Genomic DNA, 19281 nt, shown 5'->3' with positions numbered 1-19281 from the left:
CCTTTTTTCTGACGCACCGGGGAGGGCAGGCGTCAGCGTTTGGTGGCGGCGTCGATGGTGGCGCGGGCCTGGACGATGGCGGCTTCGGTCGTGATCTCGCCGTCCTGGATCTTTTCGGCCAGGTCCATCAGCGGCGTGCCGGTGACGACGCCGGTTTGGGCCTCTTCCTCGACATGCACGCCGCCGTCGCGGGCGATGACGGCGTCCCAGGCGTCGCGGACGGCGGCCCAGTAGGTCTGCGTGGCCGCCCAGTAGTCGTCCCCGGCCTTGGGCGAGTAGCTGGTCGAGCGGTCGTAGGTGTTGACCACGTCTTCCTGAACGATGGCGACGGGCTCGCCGCCGGCGCGGCCGTTCATCTTCACATTGTCCTGGATGTGGACCCAGCCGGCGGGCGTCAGCGCGTGGCGATTCGTGCCCAGATAGCGGTCATAGACGGGGTTCAGCACCGCGTCGCGCCGCGCCAGCGGACGCCAGGTCGGGTCGGAGGTCCATACGCTCAGGCCGTTGACGTAGGTCCAGCGACCGACGCCGCCGTAGCGGGGCGAGTCGTCCGTCTGCCACACCGTCTGCGACCAGGCGCCCGCGCCCTGATCGGCCGATACCGGCGACAGGGTCCACTGGTTCGGGCCGGCGTAGGTCAGGACGGTTTGCGGCTGATAGACCCAGTCCTGGCGCCAGTGCTTGACGACGATGGCCTGGCCTTCGTGTTCCATGACCAGGATGTGCTGCAGGCTGATGCGGTCGCCCTTGTCATAGACGACGCGCACGATCTCGCTGCCCCCCGACAGCTTGCCCTCCATCGGATCGTAGTCGGCGTTGAAGCTGACGTTTTCGCGCATGTCGAAGTGGACGCGGAACTGGCCGGCCTGGGCCAGGATCGATTGGCGATCGCGTTCAAACGGGCTGGCGGGCGTCGCGGCGTTCGCGGCGGGCGCCGTCTGCGCCAGGGCGCTGGCCGTTGGAACCGCGCTGGCCAGCAGGGCCGCGGCGATGAGAATGGCGCGCATGGGTTTTTCCGTAATGAGAGTCGTTTGCATTTTTAACCCTCGGTCTCAGTAGCGCAAGTTGACCGAGACGCCGAAGTTGCGGCCCGGCTGGGTAAAGGCGTCCAGAGTCGCGGGCCGGGCGTCGACGGCCGGGCGGTTCAGTCCGCGAACGTCGCTCCACCAGGCGTACTTCTCGTCGAAGACGTTGAACACGCCGGCGCGCAGGGTGGCCTTTTCGGTGACGTTCCAGAAGGCGGTCAGGTCCAGGATGGCGAACTCCTCGCCCGGCCAGCACAGGCCGCCGCCGCACTCATGGTTCGACTTGTCGTCGGACCAGGTGACGGTCGCGCCGCCGCCCCAGACGCCCGACGGCGCAGCATAGTTCAGGCCCGCCACAACCTTGATCGGATCAATGCTGGTCAGCTTGCCGCGCTCGCCGTCCGTCTCCTGATCGCCGTCTGCGAACGAGGCGGCGACGATGGCCGAGAAGCCGTTGTCCCAGCGGATGTCCCCGCGCGCTTCCAGACCCCAGATCTTCACCTCGGTCAGGTTGACGTACTGATAGATCAGAGGATCGACGCCCGGCACGCCAGTCCCGCGCACCACCACCTGGTTGATGAAGTCGTCGTAGCTGGTGTGGAAGGCCGTGGTCGACAGCGACAGGGCGCCGCCGAACATCGCCAGATTGCGGAAGCGGAAACCGCCCTCGATGCTCTCGCTGGTTTCCGGCGTCAGGTCGGGGTTGGGAATGGACTCATAGCCGAACACCGGGTTGGCGAAGAAGTTGTTCACCTGCATGGGCGAGGGCGCCTTGAAGCCTTGGGCGTAGTTGGCGAAGACGCTGAAGTGGTCATCGACCCAGTAGATGGCGCCGATCTTGGGCGACAGATGGCTGTCGCTCTGACCCTCGGACGGGGCCGGGAACAGGGCGTCGGCCTTGGGCGTCAACTCATACCAGTCGTAGCGCAGGGCCGGGATGATGCTGAGGCGGCCGCCCATCAGCGTGATCTCGTTCTGAACGAACAGGCCCGCCAGATCATATTCGGTCTTGGGGAAGGGGCGGGCGGGGAAGGGCTCGCCCATCGGCGGCACTGTGCCGTCGCGGATGCCTTCCTGGGTGGTGCGCGACCAGTCGCCGCCGACGGTGACGCGATGCTGAACCGAGGGACCGCCAAAGGTCTTGGACCCCTGTGCCGCCAGGCCCCAGACCGTGTTGTCGAAGGTCACGTCGCGGGTGCGGTCGCTGGCGACCGTGGTCGGCGTCCCGCCGTTGATGATGGTGGTGATATCCCGATCTTCAAAGGTGAACTGACGGGTCGTCGCGTCCTGCCAGTATCCGGCGACCGATCCCGATTCCAGGCCGAGGAAGTCGCTGAAGCGCCAGTCTAGGCTGATGCGGTCGCGCTGGGTTTCGTCCTGAGCCAGGACCTGATTGACCGTCGTGATCGTAGTGCGCGCCTGCGTGCCGGAGCGGCTCGATCCGCGCGTGCTCAGGGCGTCGCCCTCCATGTCCTGATCGAAGTGGTCATAGGTCAGGCGGAAGGCGTGGTTGTCGTTCGCATCCCAGACCAGCTTGGCCAGGACGGCGTTCGAGGCGAACTCTTGCGGGTTGGGCAGGGTGCGGGCCGAACCCGTGCCGCCGGTCTCGGCCATGTTCTCGGTCTCATGGGCGTCGCGGCGGGTGTAGGCCAGCAGGCCGGACAGGGTCCCGGCACGGCCCGCTAGGGCCAGACCCTCGGTCCAGCCTTCATCGGCGGAGCTGTAGCCGACGCGGGCGCGAGCGCCGAAGTTCTCGCCGCTATTGATGAAGTCGGACGGGTCCTTGGAGGTGAAGCTGACCGCGCCGGCGATGCCGTCCGAACCATAGAGGGCCGAGGCCGGGCCGCGCAGGATCTCGACCGACTTGACCAGGTCCAGGTCGTTATAGCCTCCGCGACCGACGCTCTGGGCGCCGAAGGCGAAGCCGTCGGGCACGCGCACGCCGTCCTGGATGATCAGGACTCGATTGCCGCCCATGCCGCGAATGGTGAAGCCCGAGTTGCCGTCGCGGCCGGCGCCCGACAGGGCGGCCGAGAAGCGGGCAGGGCTGGTCGGGACGCTGACGCCCGGCTCGAACCGGATCAGGTCCTTGATGTCGGTGACCAGGTTGTTCTCGATGGTCTCGGCGGTGATGACGCTGACGCTGGCCGGGACATCGTCCACGCGGCGCTGGGTGCGGGTGCCGACCACAGTGATCGGGGCGACCGGAACGGCCTGTTCCAGGTCCGCAACCTCGTCGGCGAAGGCGGGGAAGGCGGCGGCCGAAAGGGCGGTCAGCCCGGCGGAGAACATCAGAAACGAGCGCATGGTTACGGCCCCGGTTGGAGAGGGCTGCGCAATTACTGCGAACGGTTATCAGAATCAATCTCAATTGTGGCGTTGTGGTGAAACTGCGCCGCCGCAGCGGGCGTTCCATACCAATGAACCGTCTCGTCGTGATCTGTGTCGTCGCCCTCGCCTTGGCAGGATGCGATAGGGACGGCGGGGTCAATCCGCCGACGGAGCCGGCTCAGCCCATTCAGGGGCCGGCCGCCGTCGCGCCCCCGAGCGAGCGCCCGCCCGGCGCCGAATCCATGCTTCCGGGGGCGGGGCCGGCCAGTTTCGTGGGCCGCTGGGCGGCCGAGGCGGAGTGGTGCTTCAACCCGCGCGGAGATCGCGTGCCGATCGAGATCACCACCACGGAGTTGCGCGGCTATGAGAACCGCTGCGACATCCAGCGCATCACGGAGATCAGCACTGGCTATGAAGCGGCGCTGAAGTGCGACGCCGAGGGTCAGGCACATTACGAGCGGGTGCGTTTCGCCGCCACGGCCCAGACCCTGGCCATCACCTGGATGGACCGCAGCGACCGGCCAGTCCGGCTGCTGCGATGCACCACCCTGGCGGACTGAGGGTCAGACCGCCCTCAGGGCCTGTTCCAGGTCCGCGATCAGGTCGTCGATGTGCTCGATGCCGACCGACAGTCGCACGGTGTCCTCGGTCACGCCCGCCTTCTTCAGCTCGTCTGGCGACAACTGGCGGTGGGTGGTAGACGCCGGGTGACAGACTAGGGACTTGGCGTCGCCGATGTTGACCAGGCGGGTGAACAGCTTGACCGCGTCCTGGAACCGCCCGCCGGCCTCGCGGCCACCGTCCACGCCAAAGGTCAGCAGACCCGAGGCCTTGCCGCCGAAATACTTCTGGATCAGGGCGTGGCCGGGGTGGTCGGGCAGACCGGCGTAGTTGACCCACTTCACCTTGGGGTGGGCCTTCAGATAGTTCGCCACGGCCACGGCGTTCTCGACGTGCCGGTCCATGCGCAGGGCCAGGGTTTCCAGCCCTTGCAGGATCAGGAAGCTGTTGAAGGGCGAGATGGCGGCGCCGGTGTTGCGCAACAGGACCGTCCGCACCCGACCGATATAGGCCGCCGGGCCCAGCGCCTCGGTATAGACCACGCCGTGATACGACACCTCGGGCTCGTTCAGGCGACGAAAGCGCGCCTTGTGCTCGGCCCAGGGGAATTTGCCGCTGTCGATGATGGCCCCGCCGATCGAGGTGCCGTGGCCGCCGATATACTTGGTCAGGGCGTGGACGACGATGTCGGCGCCGTGTTCGATGGGGCGGGTCAGGTAGGGGGTCGGCACGGTGTTGTCGACGATCAGCGGCAGACCCTGGGCATGGGCCGCGTCGGCCAGGGCGGCGAAGTCCACCACATTGCCCAGCGGATTGCCGATGGACTCGCAGAAGACCGCCTTGGTCCGCTCATCGGTGTTGGCGGCGACAGCGGCGATGTCGTCGGCGTCGATGAAGCGCACCTCAATGCCGTACTGGGGCAGGGTGTGGGCGAACAGGTTGTAGGTGCCGCCATAGAGGGCGCCGGTGGCGATGATGTTGTCGCCGGCCTCGGCGATCGTCAGGATGGCATAGGTGATGGCCGCCATGCCCGAGGCCACGGTCAGGGCCGCGATCCCGCCCTCCAGCGCCGCCAGACGCTGCTCCAGCACGTCGGACGTGGGGTTCATGATCCGGGTGTAGATATTGCCCGCCACCTTCAGGTCGAACAGGTCGGCCCCATGCTGGGTGTCGTCAAAGGCGTAGCTGGTGGTCTGATAGATGGGCACGGCCACCGACCTGGTCGTCGGGTCAGGCGAATAGCCGGCGTGGACGGCGAGCGTGTCGAACTTCATGGCGTTTCCCCGGGGAGTCTGACGCGGGAACCGCGCCTTCATTCCCCGAGGCTAGCAAACCCCGAATAGCAATGGGATTTCAGATTTTCTGCGGGGCCGGTCAGATTTTCTAACCGGCCGCCGCGTCAGCATCAGTTGTTGAACAGGAAGTGCATCACGTCGCCGTCCTTGACGACATAGGCTTTACCTTCGGCGCGCATCTTGCCGGCTTCCTTGGCGCCCGCTTCGCCCTTCAGCGCGACATAGTCGTCGAAGGCGATGGTCTCGCCGCGGATGAAGCCCTTTTCGAAGTCGGTGTGGATCACGCCGGCGGCCTGAGGCGCGGTGGCGCCGACGGGGATGGTCCAGGCGCGGGCTTCCTTGGGACCGACGGTGAAGTAGGTCTGCAGGCCCAGCAGCTTGTAGGCTTCGCGGATCAGGCGGTTCAGGCCGGGTTCTTCCAGACCCAGGGTCTCGAGGAACTCTTTTTGCTCCTCGTCGTCCAGGATGGCGATTTCCGACTCGATCTGGGCCGAGATGACCACCGAGTTGGCGTTGTCCTCGGCGGCGCGCTTGGCCACCAGGTCGGACAGCTCATTGCCCTTGTCGGCCGAGGCTTCTTCGACGTTGGCGACGTAGAGGGCGGGCAGGGCGGTCAGCAGTTGCAGCATGTCCCAGGCCTTCTTGTCCTCCTTGGACACCTCGGCCAGGCGCGCGGGCTTGCCGTCGCGCAGCTTCTCCAGCGCGGCGTCGATCAGCTTCAGCGTCAACTGGGATTCCTTGTCGCCGCCCTTGGCGCGCTTCTCGACCTGAACGCGACGGCGCTCCAGGCTTTCGAGGTCGGCCAGCATCAGCTCGGTCTCGATGATCTCGAGGTCCGAGATGGGGTCGATGCGGTTCTCGACGTGGGTGATGTCGTCATCGACGAAGCAGCGGGCGACGAAGGCCACGGCGTCGCAGTCGCGGATGTTGGCCAGGAACTGGTTGCCCAGGCCCTCGCCCTTGGACGCGCCGCGCACCAGGCCAGCCACATCGACGAAGGTGATCCGCGCGGGGATGATTTCCTTCGACCCGGCGATTTCCGCCAGTTGGTTCAGACGGGCTTCCGGCACGGCCACGTCGCCGGTGTTCGGCTCGATGGTGCAGAACGGATAGTTGGCGGCCTGGGCCGCCGCCGTCTTGGTCAGGGCGTTGAACAGGGTGGACTTGCCGACGTTGGGCAGGCCGACGATCGCGACTTTAAGAGCCATGGGATTCCTCGTGAGCGCGAGCCTTTAGCGGGTTCGGGCTCGTTTGTCAGGTGCGGGCGCATATCGGTGGTGACGTAGCTGTTCTGGAGGCGTTGATAAGGCGTTCGGGGGCCTTCAGCGCTGGGGGACGATCAATGGAGTTCCCCCGATGCACAGTCGTTCTCACTATATCCACTTTTCGCGGGGCCGTCAGGTTTTCGGCGTTCGCCGTGTGACGTCCGGCGGCCGCCTTCAGTTCGTCGGCTCCCTTAACGGCGTCGAGTGCGGCGCGTGGCCGACCAAGGAGGCCGCTGTTCAGGCGCTGCTGCGCCGCGCGGCGTCGAACGTGCCCTACTGACCGAGGCGTGGTAGCCTTCCCCAATGTCGCCCCAACTACGAGAGCCTAAGTGACCCCGCCGGTCCAAGACGATGATGACGACGCCGTTGCGGCGAGCGTAGCGCAGGCGATCCGTGACATCCTCGGAGATCATGACCGCCCCCTGACGCGTGAAGAGGCGAAGGAACTGAAGGCGTTGAAGGCCAAGCTGCCTCGTCCGTCGCGCAAGTCGATGCGTGAACTCGGTCGCCGACTGGCGTAGCCCGAGAAGCCTCAGGATTGAGTAGCCACCCCGCTGCCGTGCCTGACCAATGAGGCGGAGGCAGGATCGTACTCGTAGTCGGTGATCGTCTGGTTGCTGATGCGCTCCACCACCTCGTCAATGACGTGGAGCGGGACCAGGAACCATTCACGGGGCCGAACGGTTTGGCCGAACCGATCCGGGATCGTCAGATCGAGACGCGCGCGACCCAACACTCGATGAAACACGCCTTCGAGTTTGGCCCGATTGATGTTGTAGAGTTTGTAGGTGGCAACGATCTCTACGTCAGCGAGTAGGTAGGTCGGGTCGTGGCGAGCGTTAGCGATTCTGGCGTTCACATCGCCACCGGTCACACCGATCTTGTGGATCAGATCATGACGATCAGTGATCGTCGGATGATCCGACCTGCTGCGTAGGACGTAAATCGTGCCGCTCTCCAGGTCGCCGTCCTCGGCCTCGGTGCCGAACAGCGGCCCCACGGCGGGGTCGGTAATGCGGCGGCCGACCTGTTCATCCTTGTAGAGGGCACGCTGGAACGAGCGCAGGAGAGGCTCGCTTTCGGTGCCGTTGTCGAAGATCACCCGCAAGCGTCCATTGGGGTGGTCGTGTTCGATCGTGAACGCTTCGGGGACTTCGGCGACATAGGCGACCTGTCCGCCGAGGATGAAGAACTCGCCCTTCCGAATGGCGGCGCTCTCGCCGAACTTTCGGGCCTCTCGCACCCCTGACTTAAGGTCGGCCCGAACCGCCTCGAACAGCGGCTGGAAGCGCTCGAACTCGGCGCACGGGCGGCGAGAGGTGATCTCCTCGGCGGCGCGGATTTCCTGGCGTGGTTTCACATGGCGCAGGGTTTTGATGTCGTCCTCGACCTGTCCATTGGCTTCGACGCCGAGTTCGGCAAGCAGGCCCTCATCGTCGAGGGCTTCGATTTCGGCGGAGACAAGCCCGTCCGGCTTAGCCAGCAGACCCGCCATGTCGAACTCGGCGAGGAGGGCGTGGAATTCGGTCAAATCGCGCAGGCGATCCAGACGAACCGCATAGAGGCGCTCGAAGATGTCCCGACCCTCGCCGTGAAGAGGCGCACGGCCGTGTTCGGCATGAAACCGCATAACGACTTCAAAACCTGCAATGACCCGTTCCTCCAACGGCGTGAGGGTGGCCACCTTCTTCGCGGTGACCTCGACGCCGAGTTCGGCAAGCAGTTTGTCGTCTTCGTTGTCCAAGTCAGCCATTGCCGGCTTGTGCGCGACTACGGGCCAGGAAAGCAACGCCTTCAGCCATTCGTTTTTCCCACGGGTCCTGAGAGGTGATCTCAGGCAGGCGACCGTGCTCCTGCTTGAACTTCAGGGCGCGCTTGGCGAGGTCACGGGCTTCTTCGATGGTCAGGCTGATCTTCTTCGCGGCGATCGCGGCGGCGACCTGCTTCAACATGCCTTCGCTCATGGACTTCGCCAGCACCGCGTAGGCAGCCTCGAATGGATTGATCCGGTCGATGAGGTCGATGTCCAGTTCTCTGACGTCCATCGCCAGCTTGCGCACGCCATCCAGCAGGGCGGTATTCGCCTTGGGATCGCTGTCACTGGTGCCCCCGGTGGCCAGACGCTTGGCTTCCTGGGTCAGGTTGAGCGCAGCGACGGCGTGCTGGCGGATGGCTTCCTGGTCCGTTTCGCTCAACTCCGGGTAACGATCCCGAACGATCTTTCCCATGCGCAGTTGGGTTAGTTCTTCCGGCACGACGTTCTCGTGGTCGAACAGACCACGCTCCAGAGCCTGCTTGTCCTGAACGAAGGCGGTGATGACCTCGTTCAGGTCCTCGCGGCAAATGCGGGTCGCTTCGGGACTTTCAGGCGTCACCAGCCCCTTGATCTCGAAGTGGAATTGCCCCGTCTCTTCATTGACGCCGACATTGCGCTTGCCTTCCTGATAGCCGCCCTCGCCGTAGTTGAACCCTTCCTTCGGCCCGGTGTCCTTCGGCGTGAACTCGAAGCGTGGCGCCAGCACCTGCTCCATGAGCAGGCTGGCGGCGATGGCCTTCAGGGTATCGTTGATGGCGTCGACCACCACGGACTCGGCGGCGTCCGGCTCCGCGATCAGGTTGGTGAAGGCGGCGCGCTCCTTGCCCGGCGCATCGCGGGTGGCACGGCCGATGATCTGGATGATCTCGGTCAGGCTGCTCCGGTAGCCAACCGTGAGCGCGTGCTCGCACCAAATCCAGTCAAAGCCCTCCTTAGCCATGCCGAGGGCCAGGATGATGTCGACGTGGTCCCGGTCATTTCGGTGGGCGGGGTCCTTGAGCGCCGTGATCACGCGCTCGCGTTTGCCGGGGTCGTCATCGACCAGATCGGCGACCTTGATGATGCGGCCGCCCTCGATCTCGATCTGGTGGAAGCCGGTAACCGGGTCGACCCCCTTCCAGTCGCCCAAGGCGTCCATGATTTCGTCGATTTCCTTGATCTTGTCCTTGGTGCTCTCGCGCGAGGCCACGTGGGGGATGTGGACGATCGTCTTCCGGCTCGGATCGAGCACCTTCATGATCGCGTCGAGGTAGCGGCCCGAATAGAAGAAGTAGCCGATGTCGAGCGCCTTCAGGTGCTCGTAGCCATTCAGTTGCTCGTAGTAGGTGTAGGTGACGGTCTCGAACTTCGCTTCGTCGCCGGGCGACAGGACCGCTTCCGCGTCGCCCCGGAAGTAGGAGCCGGTCATGGCGACGATGTGCGCCTTGTCCCGCGCGATCAGGTCGCCAAGCTGGCGTCCCAGCACATTGTCCGGGTTTGCGCTGACGTGATGGAACTCGTCCACCGCGATCAGGCGGTCGTCGAAGGCCTCGACGCCGAGGTCCTCGACCGCGAAGCGGAAGGTGGCGTGGGTGCACACGAGGACCCGGTCGTCGCTCGCCAAGAATTCCCCAACTGCCTTGACCTTGGACTTTGCTACCCGCGCCTCGTCAATGCCGGGGGCGTTGCACAGGTTCCACTGTGGCTTGACCCTCCAGTCCGCCCAGAACCCGAAGTGGCTCAACGGTTCGTCGGCGAAGCTGCCGCCGATCGACTTCTCGGGCACCACGATGATCGCCTGCTTCAGGTCCTGGTTGTGCAGCTTGTCCAGGGCGATAAACATCAAGGCCCGAGACTTGCCTGATGCTGGCGGCGACTTGATCAACAGGTATTGCTCGCCGCGCCGGGCATAGGCGCGCTCCTGCATCACCCGCATGCCCATCTCGTTCGCCTTGGTCGAGGCGCCGGTGCGGGCTGTGGTCAGGGAGACGGACGGGATCGGACGAGCGGTCGTCATGCGGGCGAATGTCCCTTGCAGAGGGCGGTCATGTCAGAGTGGACCCGTTCCGCCCGCGCCAGCAGGAAGGTGTCGTAGTCATCGCCTACCAGCGCGTCATAGGGGATCAGGTGGCTCTCAAGTCGCTGACGCACCGCGTCTTCGCCGAGGTGCGCCGCCTCAGCCCGCCGGCCAATGTATTCCGAGGGCGTCTGGGCACCGACCTTGCGATTGGTCGTCCAGGTGATCAGCGCGCAGTTCAAGCCCCTGTTGACCCGTTCGTCTTGACGATCGCCGCTTAGCACCCCGACGGGGAACAGGTGATGCAGTTCGCGGCTGTGAAAATTCGACGCCGAGATCGAGGCACCGTCAGCGAAGTCCAGGCCGCCCCGTCGCAAGCCGGTGGCGAGGATGGCGCGCGGAAGACGATCCTTGCGGCCCGGCCAACCCGCCAAAACCAATTCTTCGACAGCCGGCAACGGGTAGAAAGTCTCGTCGAAAAGGTCGCAAGCACCGGCGTCCTTGCCGGCGATCATGGCACTCAGAACGCGATAGTCCGCATAGGCGCGCGTCGCTGAAGTCTTGCCGTAGCGGTCGGTATAGCAGGCCCGCCACAGCGCCTTGCGGATGGTCGTCCGCGCATTGCCCCCGCTGTCGAAGGCGTGCTCGGGCACGTCGGCCCACAAGGCGCAAGTCAGATAGACCGCCACATCGCTCGGAAGGCTGCGGTCGTTGAAAAGGGCCTCGCGCTGGAGGAAGTCGATCCCGTGTTTGAAGCCGTGCTTCAGTCGCGGCCAGACCGACTTGAACTCTTCGCCATAGGACCGGTCGAGATAGGTCTTTTTCAGCGGTGGCTTGCCCATCAGGAGTGCGGCCACCGACAGGATGGTGTCCTCGACATCTCCATAGTTTCGCGCCATCGGCACCGCGTCGGTCAGTTCCTCGACCATGTCGTGGAGAGAGTCGCCGGTCGCGCTCTCAAGCTGAGCCACCACGATGTCGAAGTCCTTCAGGGGGGTCGCCGAGGTGTTCATGCGGATGAAGACGTTGAGGGCAGTGTCGCGGCCCGTGGTCGCGTTCAGCGACAGGAACGGCACGTCATACTTGGCGACGCGCTGGCGCAGGGCAGCCACCCGCTTAATGACCTTGGGCGTGAGAAGGGCGCTGTCACCGACGGCCGTCTCCCAGGCGTCCAGCAAAGCCTCTCCGTCGGCGCCTGGACGCAGCAGGGTGACGGGGATCAGTCCGCGCTCCAGGGTCTCGACGGGGTCGTTGGCCCAGACCGGCTGCATGACGCCCTTGCGGTCCCAGCGTTTCACGGCCTCGATCAGCGGCGCATCCACACCCGGTTCGCTGTCGGTCTCCGCGTCCGCTTCGCCTTGTTTGGCCGGGTCGAGAGAGACGAAGATCGCCAACCCGTCGTAGTCGCCGGTCAGGCTTCGCCACAACGCCGTCATCCGCTGTTGTCCGTCCAGCAGGTGGAGCAGAGGCTTGGACTGCGGCTCCGGGGCGCCGACGATGGGTCGCGAGTGAAAAAGTTCGTTGTCCCCGACCTCCAAGGTCAGCAGCGCTCCAATCGGCAGAGGAGGATCGCGCAGCACGTTTTCGAGCAAGGCGACCACCTGGCCCGGCCGCCATGCCTCGTGGCGCTGAAACCGGGGCAGAACGATCTGCCCCTGCTTGATCATGCCGAACCAGTCTTCGATCTTCTTGTTACGCGCTTCCACCCATGCCCCCGGACTTTGGTCAGTTCATCGTCTGCGATCCGGCCGCCTTGGCGACCGTCGTCGTCATCTTGATATAGAGTTCAAACAGTTTCTCCAGCCGCTCGGTGTCGTTGCGGAACCGGCGGCCGATATAGATGCGCTCCAGCGTCTCGTCGTTGCGCTCATGTGCGGCGCGCAGGTCGGCGGGCATATTCTCGGGGGCGTAGAGGTCGGCGATGGTGGCGGGAAAATGCGCTTCGCGGGCAAGCAGAATTTCCTCGGCGCAGGCGGTCAGCTCTGCCTTGTTGGTTTCAGTCAGCGTCGGAACCGGAAAGGTGTTCCAGCCGAGGGTATTGGAATAGCGGTATCGGGTTTCCAACTTGCCGCAAACGTTGGCGATCCAGACAAGGTGCAGACGCGAAGCGATCAGCGCCAAGTTCCACAGGGGGGCGTCGTAAAGCGCAAAAGCTTGATCCTGAATGATCGCGTCGGCACTCAGGAGACCAACCGGCAGGTAAGGTCGGTTCTCCGAACTCACGCGGGGAACGACCAAAACATGATCCTCGGCGGTTTCCTGATCCCGAAAACGATAAGGAGTCTCGGCTAGCTTCTGCGCCGCCTTATCCTGCTTCGCTGCGCGTCGGGCGATCACCACGGCATCCATCCGCTCGGCAATCGTCGCAACCGCTCCCGCTTCCGCCGCTTCGTCGTCGCTGATCCATAGGCAAGCGCGCGGCGCAGCGGAGATGAACTCTTGTGCGCCATAAAGTGGGCGGATGAAGCGCGCGGCGCGTGGGTCGGCCCTGCGCATCAGGTCCGCGTCGAACTTCGAAAAAATCAGGGGCCCGCCATAGTAGGGATGGTTGCCAAACTGCATCGTCGCAAGGTTAGAGATGGGGCGGCCGATCGCTTCCACCTCGATGTTCTGGGCTGCAACCAGATAGGCATTGATGTTCTCAGCCTCCCGCAGAATCGTCGTGCCATCCTCTCCGATAGAGAACAGGAGCCGCCCTTTTCCTGCGTGGTTGGAGATGCCTACGATTGCGACCGTCACCCCGGCGTTGTGACTGGCAAGATTAGTCCATTTGAAACTGGTATGCGCAAAGGCTATCTCGTGGCCCGTCCGAAAGATCAGCGGCCAGAGGATCGGCACCTGTTGACCTTGGCATATGGAGTTCGTGGACACGAAGGCAGCGGCGCAGTGGGTGTGTAGCCCATAGTCTGTGGCCTTGATGAACCAGCCCGCCACGTAGTCGAGCGATTTCCAGTTTTTCGTCCGCCCATCGAAAAGCGCGCCAAGGTCAGATTTCTGTTCAGCAGACTGCCACTTGCTGCCCAGATACGGTGGATTACCACAAAGGTAGGTCTCCCCGCCTTCGTTCTCGAAGTCGATCTCGGCTTGATCCAGAGGGCTTGCGAACAGGTCGTCAGCATTCATCCTCACCCCGGTTCCTGTAGGTGGGCAGACGCTCAGCCAGTCCAACCGCAAGGCATTGCCGCAGGTGATCCAGTTGTCCTTGTCGAGCGGCAGGAAGTCGCGCACTGCCTCCTTTTGCCCTCTGTGGAATTCGTCGGCCTGATACTCGGCGATGATTAGCGCCAGCCGGGCGATCTCGGCAGGAAACTCCCGGAGTTCGATGCCCCGGAAGTTGGTCAGGGGAATTTCGGAGCGACGGTCTGGCTCACCGCGCCGTTTGTTGATCTCGGCCTCGATCTCTCGCATCTGCTTGTATGCGATCACCAGGAAGTTGCCGGACCCGCAGGCGGGGTCGAAGACCCTGATCCGCGACATGCGCTTGCGCAGGTTCAGCAGCATTCGCGGGTTATCACCGGCCGCCTCAACCTGCGCCCGCAGATCGTCAAGGAATAGGGGGTTCAGCACCTTCAGGATATTCGGCACGCTGGTGTAGTGCATACCGAGCGCGCCGCGCTCCTCGTCGTCGGCGACCGCCTGGATCATCGAGCCGAAGATGTCTGGGTTGATCTGCGTCCAGTCCAGATTGCCGATGTGCAGCAGGTAGGACCGGGCGATCTTGCTGAAGCGCGGGACCTCCGTGCCGCCGGAGAACAGGCCGCCGTTCACGTAGGGAAAGGCGTCCGCCCAGCGTGCCCCCCCCGCCGCAGCCCGTTCGCCGGTCTTGGTATTCATCGCCCGGAACAGGGTCTCGATCACTTCGTGGGTGTTGGACGAGTCCCGGGCGCTCATCTGGTCGATGGTCAGGGTGAAGCGCCGCTGTCCGGGGAAGATGCCAGTATCCTCGGCGAAGAAGCAGAAGATCAGGCGCGCCATGAAGTGGTTCATGGCCGAGCGTCGCTCAGGCGTGCCCCACTCCGGGTTGTCCTTTAGCAGTTCGACGTAGAGCCGGTTCAGCCGGCTGGTCGCTCGGATGTCGAAGGCGCTCTCGCGAATCTGCCGGACGGTGGTGATGCCCGCCAGCGGCAGGAAGAAGCCGAAGTGGTTGGGCAGGTCAACGTAGTCGCAGACAACCGTCTCGCCAGACGTCAGGTCTTCGGCCTCCAGCGTCACGCCGTCGGTCGCCAGGACATAGCGCGCCTTGGCCGACTTTGTGCGCGGACTGTCGCGCAGCATGCCGAGCGCCTCGGCGACCTGCTCCTGCGGCGCGACCAGGACATGGATGTTGCTGCGCTGGAGCACGCCGCCTGGCAGGTCTGACTGGTTGGTCGCGCCAGTGCGCAACCGCTTGATCGCCGTCTCCTTGTTCCCGAACGCCGCCAGGAAGGCGAACGGAAACGCCTCGGCGTCAAACGGCGCCTCGGCCAGGGCTGATACGGCTTCTTCGATCTCAACGGCGTTCATGAAACCCGTCTAGCGCGCTAGGCGACGGCGCGCGATGCGAACTGCGATTATTTCAACAGATAGAACCTAGAGGCGATCGCCGGTCGATCTTTCCTCCGTAAGCACATCTAAATCTGAAGCAACATTGATGGCAAACACATTCAAGAACCTAGTCTATACATTGTCATCGGCGTCATAGGTAAGGTTAACAAAGTAAACAGGTCATTTTGAGCGATTTATACTTGACATTTTTCGGCCACAGCGCTAGCGGAATCACTGCCGGAGCTACCCGGAAATTTGAAACTAGGAGCCGCTCATGATCAACCGCGACACTCAGAGGACTGCCCACCCTAGCTGGTCAGCTACGGGACTGGATGGCTAAGCCCGACCGGCGGACCCGCCGCCAAATCCTTGCGAGCCTCTGCGAGGGGGTTTCCATTCGCTCTTGCGAGCGCATTTTCGGTGTCGAGCAGAACACCGTCGCCAAACTTCTCGCTGATGCGGGGGATATGGCGATCAGCCTGATGAAGCGAACCAGAGGGCTGGTGATCGAGAAGATTCAGGCCGACGAACTCTATTCCTTCGTTCGGACGTCCACACCGCCTACGTCGAACGCCAGAACCTAAACCTGCGCATGCGCAACCGTCGGTTCGGGCGTCGCACCAATGCGTTCTCTAAGAAGGCGGAGCACCATGAACGTCATCTGGCGCTGACGCTTGTCTACGGAAACTACTGTTTGGTGCCGACGCCAAAGCGGCCACGCGACGCCAAGGGTAAGCCCTTGCGTGACGCAGCCGGGAAGCCCCTCCCATGGATCAAACGCCTGACTCCAGCGATGGAAGCCGGGATCGTCGATACGATTTGGGAGGTAGATCACCTCCTTGATCTGGCCGATGCATTCACAGCCGAACGGCGTCGCCAGGAGTGCGCAGCCAAAAAAGAAGCCGATGCGCGCCTGAGGGCTCTCTTCTCGAAGCCGAAGGCGGATGGGCCGATCAGGGCACCGTTCTGGGTCTACGAAAGCACTGTGCACCACCTGACGAAGGTTCACACTCATTCCTCCAAGAACTGCAACGATGGGCGAGGCAAGGGAGGCAAGGGCGACACCAAGTCCGGGCGCTGGCTCGCGTGCGAGGACCTTGATAGGGCGAAGGTGTTGGCGGAGGCCCTCCAGCCTGGCCGGAGCACCATCTGCCACATGTGCCTGGGTAGCTATCGAATCCGAGGCTACTAGACCTTCGAAGACTGGCGCGGGCCGCATGCCCACTGCTACCTTCAGCAAACGCGGAGAGGCCCATGTCAGTCCCCCAGAAGATCAACGACTACATCACGGCCATGCGACCAGCAGCGATCTGCAACAAGTGTCTCGCTGGCGGTGTCGGCCTATCCAATGACGCCGCCCATCCCGCACAGATAACCGGAGCGCTCGCTACGACGTCTGACTTCGCACAGGAGGTCGCGACATGCTCCCTGTGCAAGCAGATCAAGAAGGTCATCCGCGCCACCCGGCCGTGAGAGGCCTCATAACGACCTAGGCCGGTCGGATGTCAGGGTGGCTATCGGGCAGTTAAAACGACGCCCCTATCCGGGCAGCCGATGGCCTATTTGGCGCTTACTAACAAACGACGATTTTCCTAAGTCACTACCCGCATATCGGGCTTTCCTCCCCATGCAATGGGGAGATGGCGCGGCGGCAAAGCCGACGTGACGGAGGGGGCGTCTCGACGGCTGACCTTTGTGTCGCCCCCTCCACCGCTACGCGGTCCCCTCCCCATGGAATGGGGAGGAAAGGCGCGGATCCGGCTACTCCTCGGAATCCACCACCTGCGGCTGCTTGATCGCCGCATGCACCCCGATGGCCGGGGCCTTCTCGAAGGTCAGGGTGAAGGAGGCGACGCCGCCGTCCACCAGAGGATCGCGCAGACCCATCAGCATGACGTGGGTGGAGCCCGGCTTCAGTTCGACCTTCTGACCGGCGGGCAGGGGCAGGCCGTCCTTCAGCTCGCCCATGCTCATGACGCCGTTCTCCATCTTCATCTCATGGATCTGGGCGCTTTCGGCCAGAGCCGTCGAGACGCTGAGCAGGCGGTCGTCGGAACCGGCCGTCAGGGTGACGTAGCAGCCGCCGACCTTGGCGCCGTTCGGCGTCGGGCGGCACCAGGCGTCGGCGACCGTGACGGTTCCGGCGGCAGCGGCGGATTCAGGGCGTTTGTCGGCGGGCTGGCCGCAGGCGGCGAGGGACAGGGCGCCGAGGGCGCTGAGGATCAGGGTGTGTTTGGTCATCATGGGTTCCTTCTCGGGTTGATCAATAGGCCAGTCGCAGGCCGACGAAAACGGAGCGGCCTTCGCCGGGGAAGAAGACAGCAGTGGACGGCTGCGGCATATTGGGGTCATTCGGACGGGCGTCGGTCACGGCGGAGAACTCGCCGACGTAACGCTCGTCCGTGAGGTTTCGCGCATCGACATAGACGGAGAGGCCGTCACGCACGTCGAAGCCCGCCGTCAGGCCCAGCAGGGCGTAGTCGGGAGCCTTCATGGTGTTGGCGTAGTCGACGTAGGGTTGGCTGATCCGCCACTCGACCGAGGGGGTGATGAAGACGCCCGACGGGTGTCGCCAGGTCAGCTCGGCCCGATACTGATGCTCAGGCACGACCGGCAGGCGGTTGTCGCCCCAGCGCGCGTCGCCGTCGAAGCGGAAGTCGCTCCAGGTGTAGGTCTGGCGCAGCAACATGGAGCCGTTTGCGACCTCGACGGGCAGACGCCAGTCCAGACCGGCCTCGATCCCCTGATGGACCGTCTTGTCGGCGTTGAAGGTGGCGGGCAACTGGTCCGCCGCGACGGTGAAGTTGAGCATCTCGCCGTCGATCTGGCTGCGATAGGCGGTCAGGTCCCAGGCGAAGGCGCCATGCCGTCCGCGCGTGCCGATCTCGGCGGTCCAGGCGTCCTGAGCCTGAACGGGCGTGAAGCCGGTCAGCGGGGCCTGCACCAGGGCGCCATAGGTCGGCGGCTCGACCGAACGGGTGACGTTAGCGAAGACCTGAGCCCCGCTTTCCGCCTCCCATAGCAGGCCCAGCCGCGGCGAGAACCAGTCGTAGTCGATGCTGTCGTCATTGGCGGGGTTCAGCCGGTCGGCATAGTCGCGCGTGGCCCGGCCCCAGGACCCGCCCGCCACCAGCGCCAGCCGATCGGTGACGAACAGGCGCCCCTCGGCGAAAACGTCCAGACCCGAGGCCTCTTGCCGAGCGTCCGCCGTCTTGGCGCCCCGCAGGCCGCTCAGATTGACGTAGCGCAGGGCCTCGACCTCGCCGTCCCGCCACGAGAAGCCGTAGAAGGCGTCGGCACGCAGGCCCGCGACCTGACCCGTCCAGTCGATGCGGCCAAAGGCGCCGCGTGTGGCGCTGTCCTGATCCATGACTTGAAAGATCGGGTGATAGAGGGACTTCTCCCAGCCCCAGACGGCGCCCTCGAACAGGGTGGCGTCATTGAAGCGCCAGCGGGTCTGCAGCGTCAGTCGCTTGACCGTCAGGTCGCGGGCCTGGTCCCCGGAAAGAGCCGAGGCCGAGGCTAGGCGCGGCGTCTTCAGCGCCTGATCCAGAGTCAGCGAGCCGGGCAGATCCTGCTTGATGTCCGCCGCCTGGGCGATCAGGCGCACCTCGCGGTCCACGCCGAACGAGCGCCCGGCGTTGACGGTCAGGCGGGCTTGCGACTGTTGGCTGTGGTCGCGCCAGCCGTCGCTCTGCATGGCTGTGGCGGCGGCATAGACGTCCCAGTCGCCGTGCGTGCGCGCCACGGCGGCATGGCCGCGCACGGAGCCGAAACTGCCGCCCTCCAGTTGCCACAGGTTCTGCTGGCGGGCCGTGCGGCCGGTCGGCGTGACCAGGTTGATCGCCCCGCCCAGTTGCGCCCCGCCAAAGCGAAGCGTGTTCGACCCCTTCCACACTTCGATGTAGCGGGCGCTGAGGGCATCGACGCCCTGAAAGTCGGAAAAGCCGTCAGCGTCGGCGAAGGGCACGCCGTCCTGAGCCAGCAGGACGCCGCGCTGGTGGAATCCCTGAGCGATGCCCGAGCCGCGAATGGAGAGGCGGCTTTCCTCGCCATAGCGTTTCTGGGCCAGGACGCCGGGAACGTTCCTCAGGGTGTCGGCGAAGCCCTGGGCGAAGCGGTCGGCGTAGCTCTCGGCCGAGACGACGGCGACGGCGCCGGGGGTGCGGCTGAGGCGGTCGCGCGCCTCGGCCACAACGGCGGGGTCTTCGGCGTTGCGGCGGCCGGTGACGATGATGCTGTCGACGACAGTGGTGGGGCCATCAGCCTCGGACGCATGAGCAAGGGCGGGCGCCAGGCAGGCGCCGATGAGCAGCGCGCACGGCGCCGCAGTGGTCTTGAAAGACATGGAAGGTCAAATCCTGAAAACAGAGGTGCGGTCGCGGGCGTCGTCCTTGGACGCGCGCGAGGCGGCAGAGGTTTCTGGTTTTCAGGCTTTCGGCGGGGCGGTGGACGGCGGGCGCGGCGG

The 19281-nt window shown here is 64.6% G+C and carries 16 protein-coding genes; 6 read left to right on the top strand and 10 right to left on the bottom strand.

Annotated elements, in window-relative coordinates:
• Positions 1-32: 32 nt before the first annotated feature.
• Complete coding sequence (locus tag CQ039_RS14540; protein ID WP_105561848.1) at positions 33-1007, bottom strand: DUF6607 family protein; 975 nt, start codon at positions 1005-1007, stop codon at positions 33-35.
• Between the two features lie 45 nt (positions 1008-1052).
• On the bottom strand, positions 1053-3332 hold the full coding sequence (locus tag CQ039_RS14535; RefSeq protein WP_105561847.1) for a TonB-dependent hemoglobin/transferrin/lactoferrin family receptor: 2280 nt from the start codon (positions 3330-3332) through the stop codon (positions 1053-1055).
• A 113-nt stretch (positions 3333-3445) separates the two neighbouring features.
• Here CQ039_RS14535 and CQ039_RS14530 point away from each other — a divergent pair, with 113 nt between their 5' ends.
• Entirely contained in the window at positions 3446-3916 is a 471-nt protein-coding gene (locus tag CQ039_RS14530; RefSeq protein ID WP_105561846.1) for a hypothetical protein, read from the top strand.
• Between the two features lie 3 nt (positions 3917-3919).
• Here CQ039_RS14530 and CQ039_RS14525 read toward each other — a convergent pair whose 3' ends face one another.
• Positions 3920-5191, bottom strand: coding sequence for an O-acetylhomoserine aminocarboxypropyltransferase/cysteine synthase family protein (locus CQ039_RS14525; protein WP_105561845.1), 1272 nt, complete (start codon positions 5189-5191; stop codon positions 3920-3922).
• Between the two features lie 131 nt (positions 5192-5322).
• On the bottom strand, positions 5323-6420 hold the full coding sequence (gene ychF / locus CQ039_RS14520; RefSeq protein ID WP_105561844.1) for a redox-regulated ATPase YchF: 1098 nt from the start codon (positions 6418-6420) through the stop codon (positions 5323-5325).
• A gap of 148 nt (positions 6421-6568) precedes the next feature.
• On the opposite strand from ychF, the gene CQ039_RS14515 reads away from it, so the two are divergent.
• A complete protein-coding gene (locus tag CQ039_RS14515) occupies positions 6569-6757 on the top strand; it encodes a hypothetical protein (protein WP_105561843.1) in 189 nt (62 codons plus the stop codon).
• 49 nt (positions 6758-6806) lie between these two features.
• Complete coding sequence (locus CQ039_RS14510) at positions 6807-6998, top strand: hypothetical protein (protein WP_105561842.1); 192 nt, start codon at positions 6807-6809, stop codon at positions 6996-6998.
• Positions 6999-7009: 11 nt separating this feature from the next.
• On the opposite strand, the gene CQ039_RS14505 is transcribed toward CQ039_RS14510, so the two are convergent.
• From CQ039_RS14505 to CQ039_RS14490, 4 genes are read right to left on the bottom strand one after another with little or no spacing between them, the layout of a single operon-like run.
• Positions 7010-8230, bottom strand: coding sequence for a GIY-YIG nuclease family protein (locus CQ039_RS14505; protein WP_105561841.1), 1221 nt, complete (start codon positions 8228-8230; stop codon positions 7010-7012).
• Complete coding sequence (locus tag CQ039_RS14500) at positions 8223-10289, bottom strand: pseudomurein-binding repeat-containing protein (RefSeq protein WP_105561840.1); 2067 nt, start codon at positions 10287-10289, stop codon at positions 8223-8225. Before CQ039_RS14500 ends, CQ039_RS14505 begins: the two co-directional genes overlap by 8 nt.
• Positions 10286-11995, bottom strand: a complete 1710-nt coding sequence (locus CQ039_RS14495; protein WP_105561839.1) for a DUF262 domain-containing protein — start codon at positions 11993-11995, stop codon at positions 10286-10288. The genes CQ039_RS14500 and CQ039_RS14495 overlap by 4 nt, the downstream gene beginning before the upstream one ends.
• A gap of 19 nt (positions 11996-12014) precedes the next feature.
• Positions 12015-14792: a DNA methyltransferase gene (locus CQ039_RS14490; RefSeq protein WP_105561838.1), complete on the bottom strand. Its 2778-nt coding sequence runs from the start codon at positions 14790-14792 to the stop codon at positions 12015-12017.
• A 353-nt stretch (positions 14793-15145) separates the two neighbouring features.
• Here CQ039_RS14490 and CQ039_RS14485 point away from each other — a divergent pair, with 353 nt between their 5' ends.
• From CQ039_RS14485 to CQ039_RS14475, 3 genes are all read left to right on the top strand, one after another.
• Positions 15146-15397 (top strand): hypothetical protein, encoded by a 252-nt coding sequence (locus CQ039_RS14485; RefSeq protein WP_105561837.1) that lies wholly within the window; start codon positions 15146-15148, stop codon positions 15395-15397.
• Between the two features lie 2 nt (positions 15398-15399).
• Positions 15400-16005, top strand: coding sequence for a hypothetical protein (locus tag CQ039_RS14480; RefSeq protein WP_233192739.1), 606 nt, complete (start codon positions 15400-15402; stop codon positions 16003-16005).
• A gap of 62 nt (positions 16006-16067) precedes the next feature.
• Positions 16068-16286 (top strand): hypothetical protein, encoded by a 219-nt coding sequence (locus tag CQ039_RS14475; protein ID WP_105561835.1) that lies wholly within the window; start codon positions 16068-16070, stop codon positions 16284-16286.
• Between the two features lie 288 nt (positions 16287-16574).
• Here CQ039_RS14475 and CQ039_RS14470 read toward each other — a convergent pair whose 3' ends face one another.
• Entirely contained in the window at positions 16575-17054 is a 480-nt protein-coding gene (locus CQ039_RS14470; RefSeq protein WP_233190071.1) for a copper chaperone PCu(A)C, read from the bottom strand.
• A 22-nt stretch (positions 17055-17076) separates the two neighbouring features.
• Entirely contained in the window at positions 17077-19161 is a 2085-nt protein-coding gene (locus tag CQ039_RS14465) for a TonB-dependent receptor domain-containing protein (protein WP_105561833.1), read from the bottom strand.
• Positions 19162-19281 lie beyond the last annotated feature (120 nt).

It is taken from the genome of Brevundimonas sp. MYb52 (assembly GCF_002979535.1).
In the GTDB taxonomy this organism is placed as follows: Bacteria; Pseudomonadota; Alphaproteobacteria; order Caulobacterales; family Caulobacteraceae; genus Brevundimonas.
The sequence above is the reverse complement of the archived record's forward strand: the minus strand, read 5'-3'. Positions and strand labels throughout refer to the sequence as shown.

Coding starts and splice junctions, on each gene's coding strand:
- CQ039_RS14540 (WP_105561848.1), bottom strand. CDS start 1,007: ATGCGCGCCATTCTCATCGCCGCGGCCCTGCTGGCCAGCGCGGTTCCA.
- CQ039_RS14535 (WP_105561847.1), bottom strand. CDS start 3,332: ATGCGCTCGTTTCTGATGTTCTCCGCCGGGCTGACCGCCCTTTCGGCC.
- CQ039_RS14530 (WP_105561846.1), top strand. CDS start 3,446: ATGAACCGTCTCGTCGTGATCTGTGTCGTCGCCCTCGCCTTGGCAGGA.
- CQ039_RS14525 (WP_105561845.1), bottom strand. CDS start 5,191: ATGAAGTTCGACACGCTCGCCGTCCACGCCGGCTATTCGCCTGACCCG.
- ychF (WP_105561844.1), bottom strand. CDS start 6,420: ATGGCTCTTAAAGTCGCGATCGTCGGCCTGCCCAACGTCGGCAAGTCC.
- CQ039_RS14515 (WP_105561843.1), top strand. CDS start 6,569: ATGCACAGTCGTTCTCACTATATCCACTTTTCGCGGGGCCGTCAGGTT.
- CQ039_RS14505 (WP_105561841.1), bottom strand. CDS start 8,230: ATGGCTGACTTGGACAACGAAGACGACAAACTGCTTGCCGAACTCGGC.
- CQ039_RS14500 (WP_105561840.1), bottom strand. CDS start 10,289: ATGACGACCGCTCGTCCGATCCCGTCCGTCTCCCTGACCACAGCCCGC.
- CQ039_RS14490 (WP_105561838.1), bottom strand. CDS start 14,792: ATGAACGCCGTTGAGATCGAAGAAGCCGTATCAGCCCTGGCCGAGGCG.
- CQ039_RS14485 (WP_105561837.1), top strand. CDS start 15,146: ATGGCTAAGCCCGACCGGCGGACCCGCCGCCAAATCCTTGCGAGCCTC.
- CQ039_RS14475 (WP_105561835.1), top strand. CDS start 16,068: ATGTCAGTCCCCCAGAAGATCAACGACTACATCACGGCCATGCGACCA.
- CQ039_RS14470 (WP_233190071.1), bottom strand. CDS start 17,054: ATGACCAAACACACCCTGATCCTCAGCGCCCTCGGCGCCCTGTCCCTC.
- CQ039_RS14465 (WP_105561833.1), bottom strand. CDS start 19,161: ATGTCTTTCAAGACCACTGCGGCGCCGTGCGCGCTGCTCATCGGCGCC.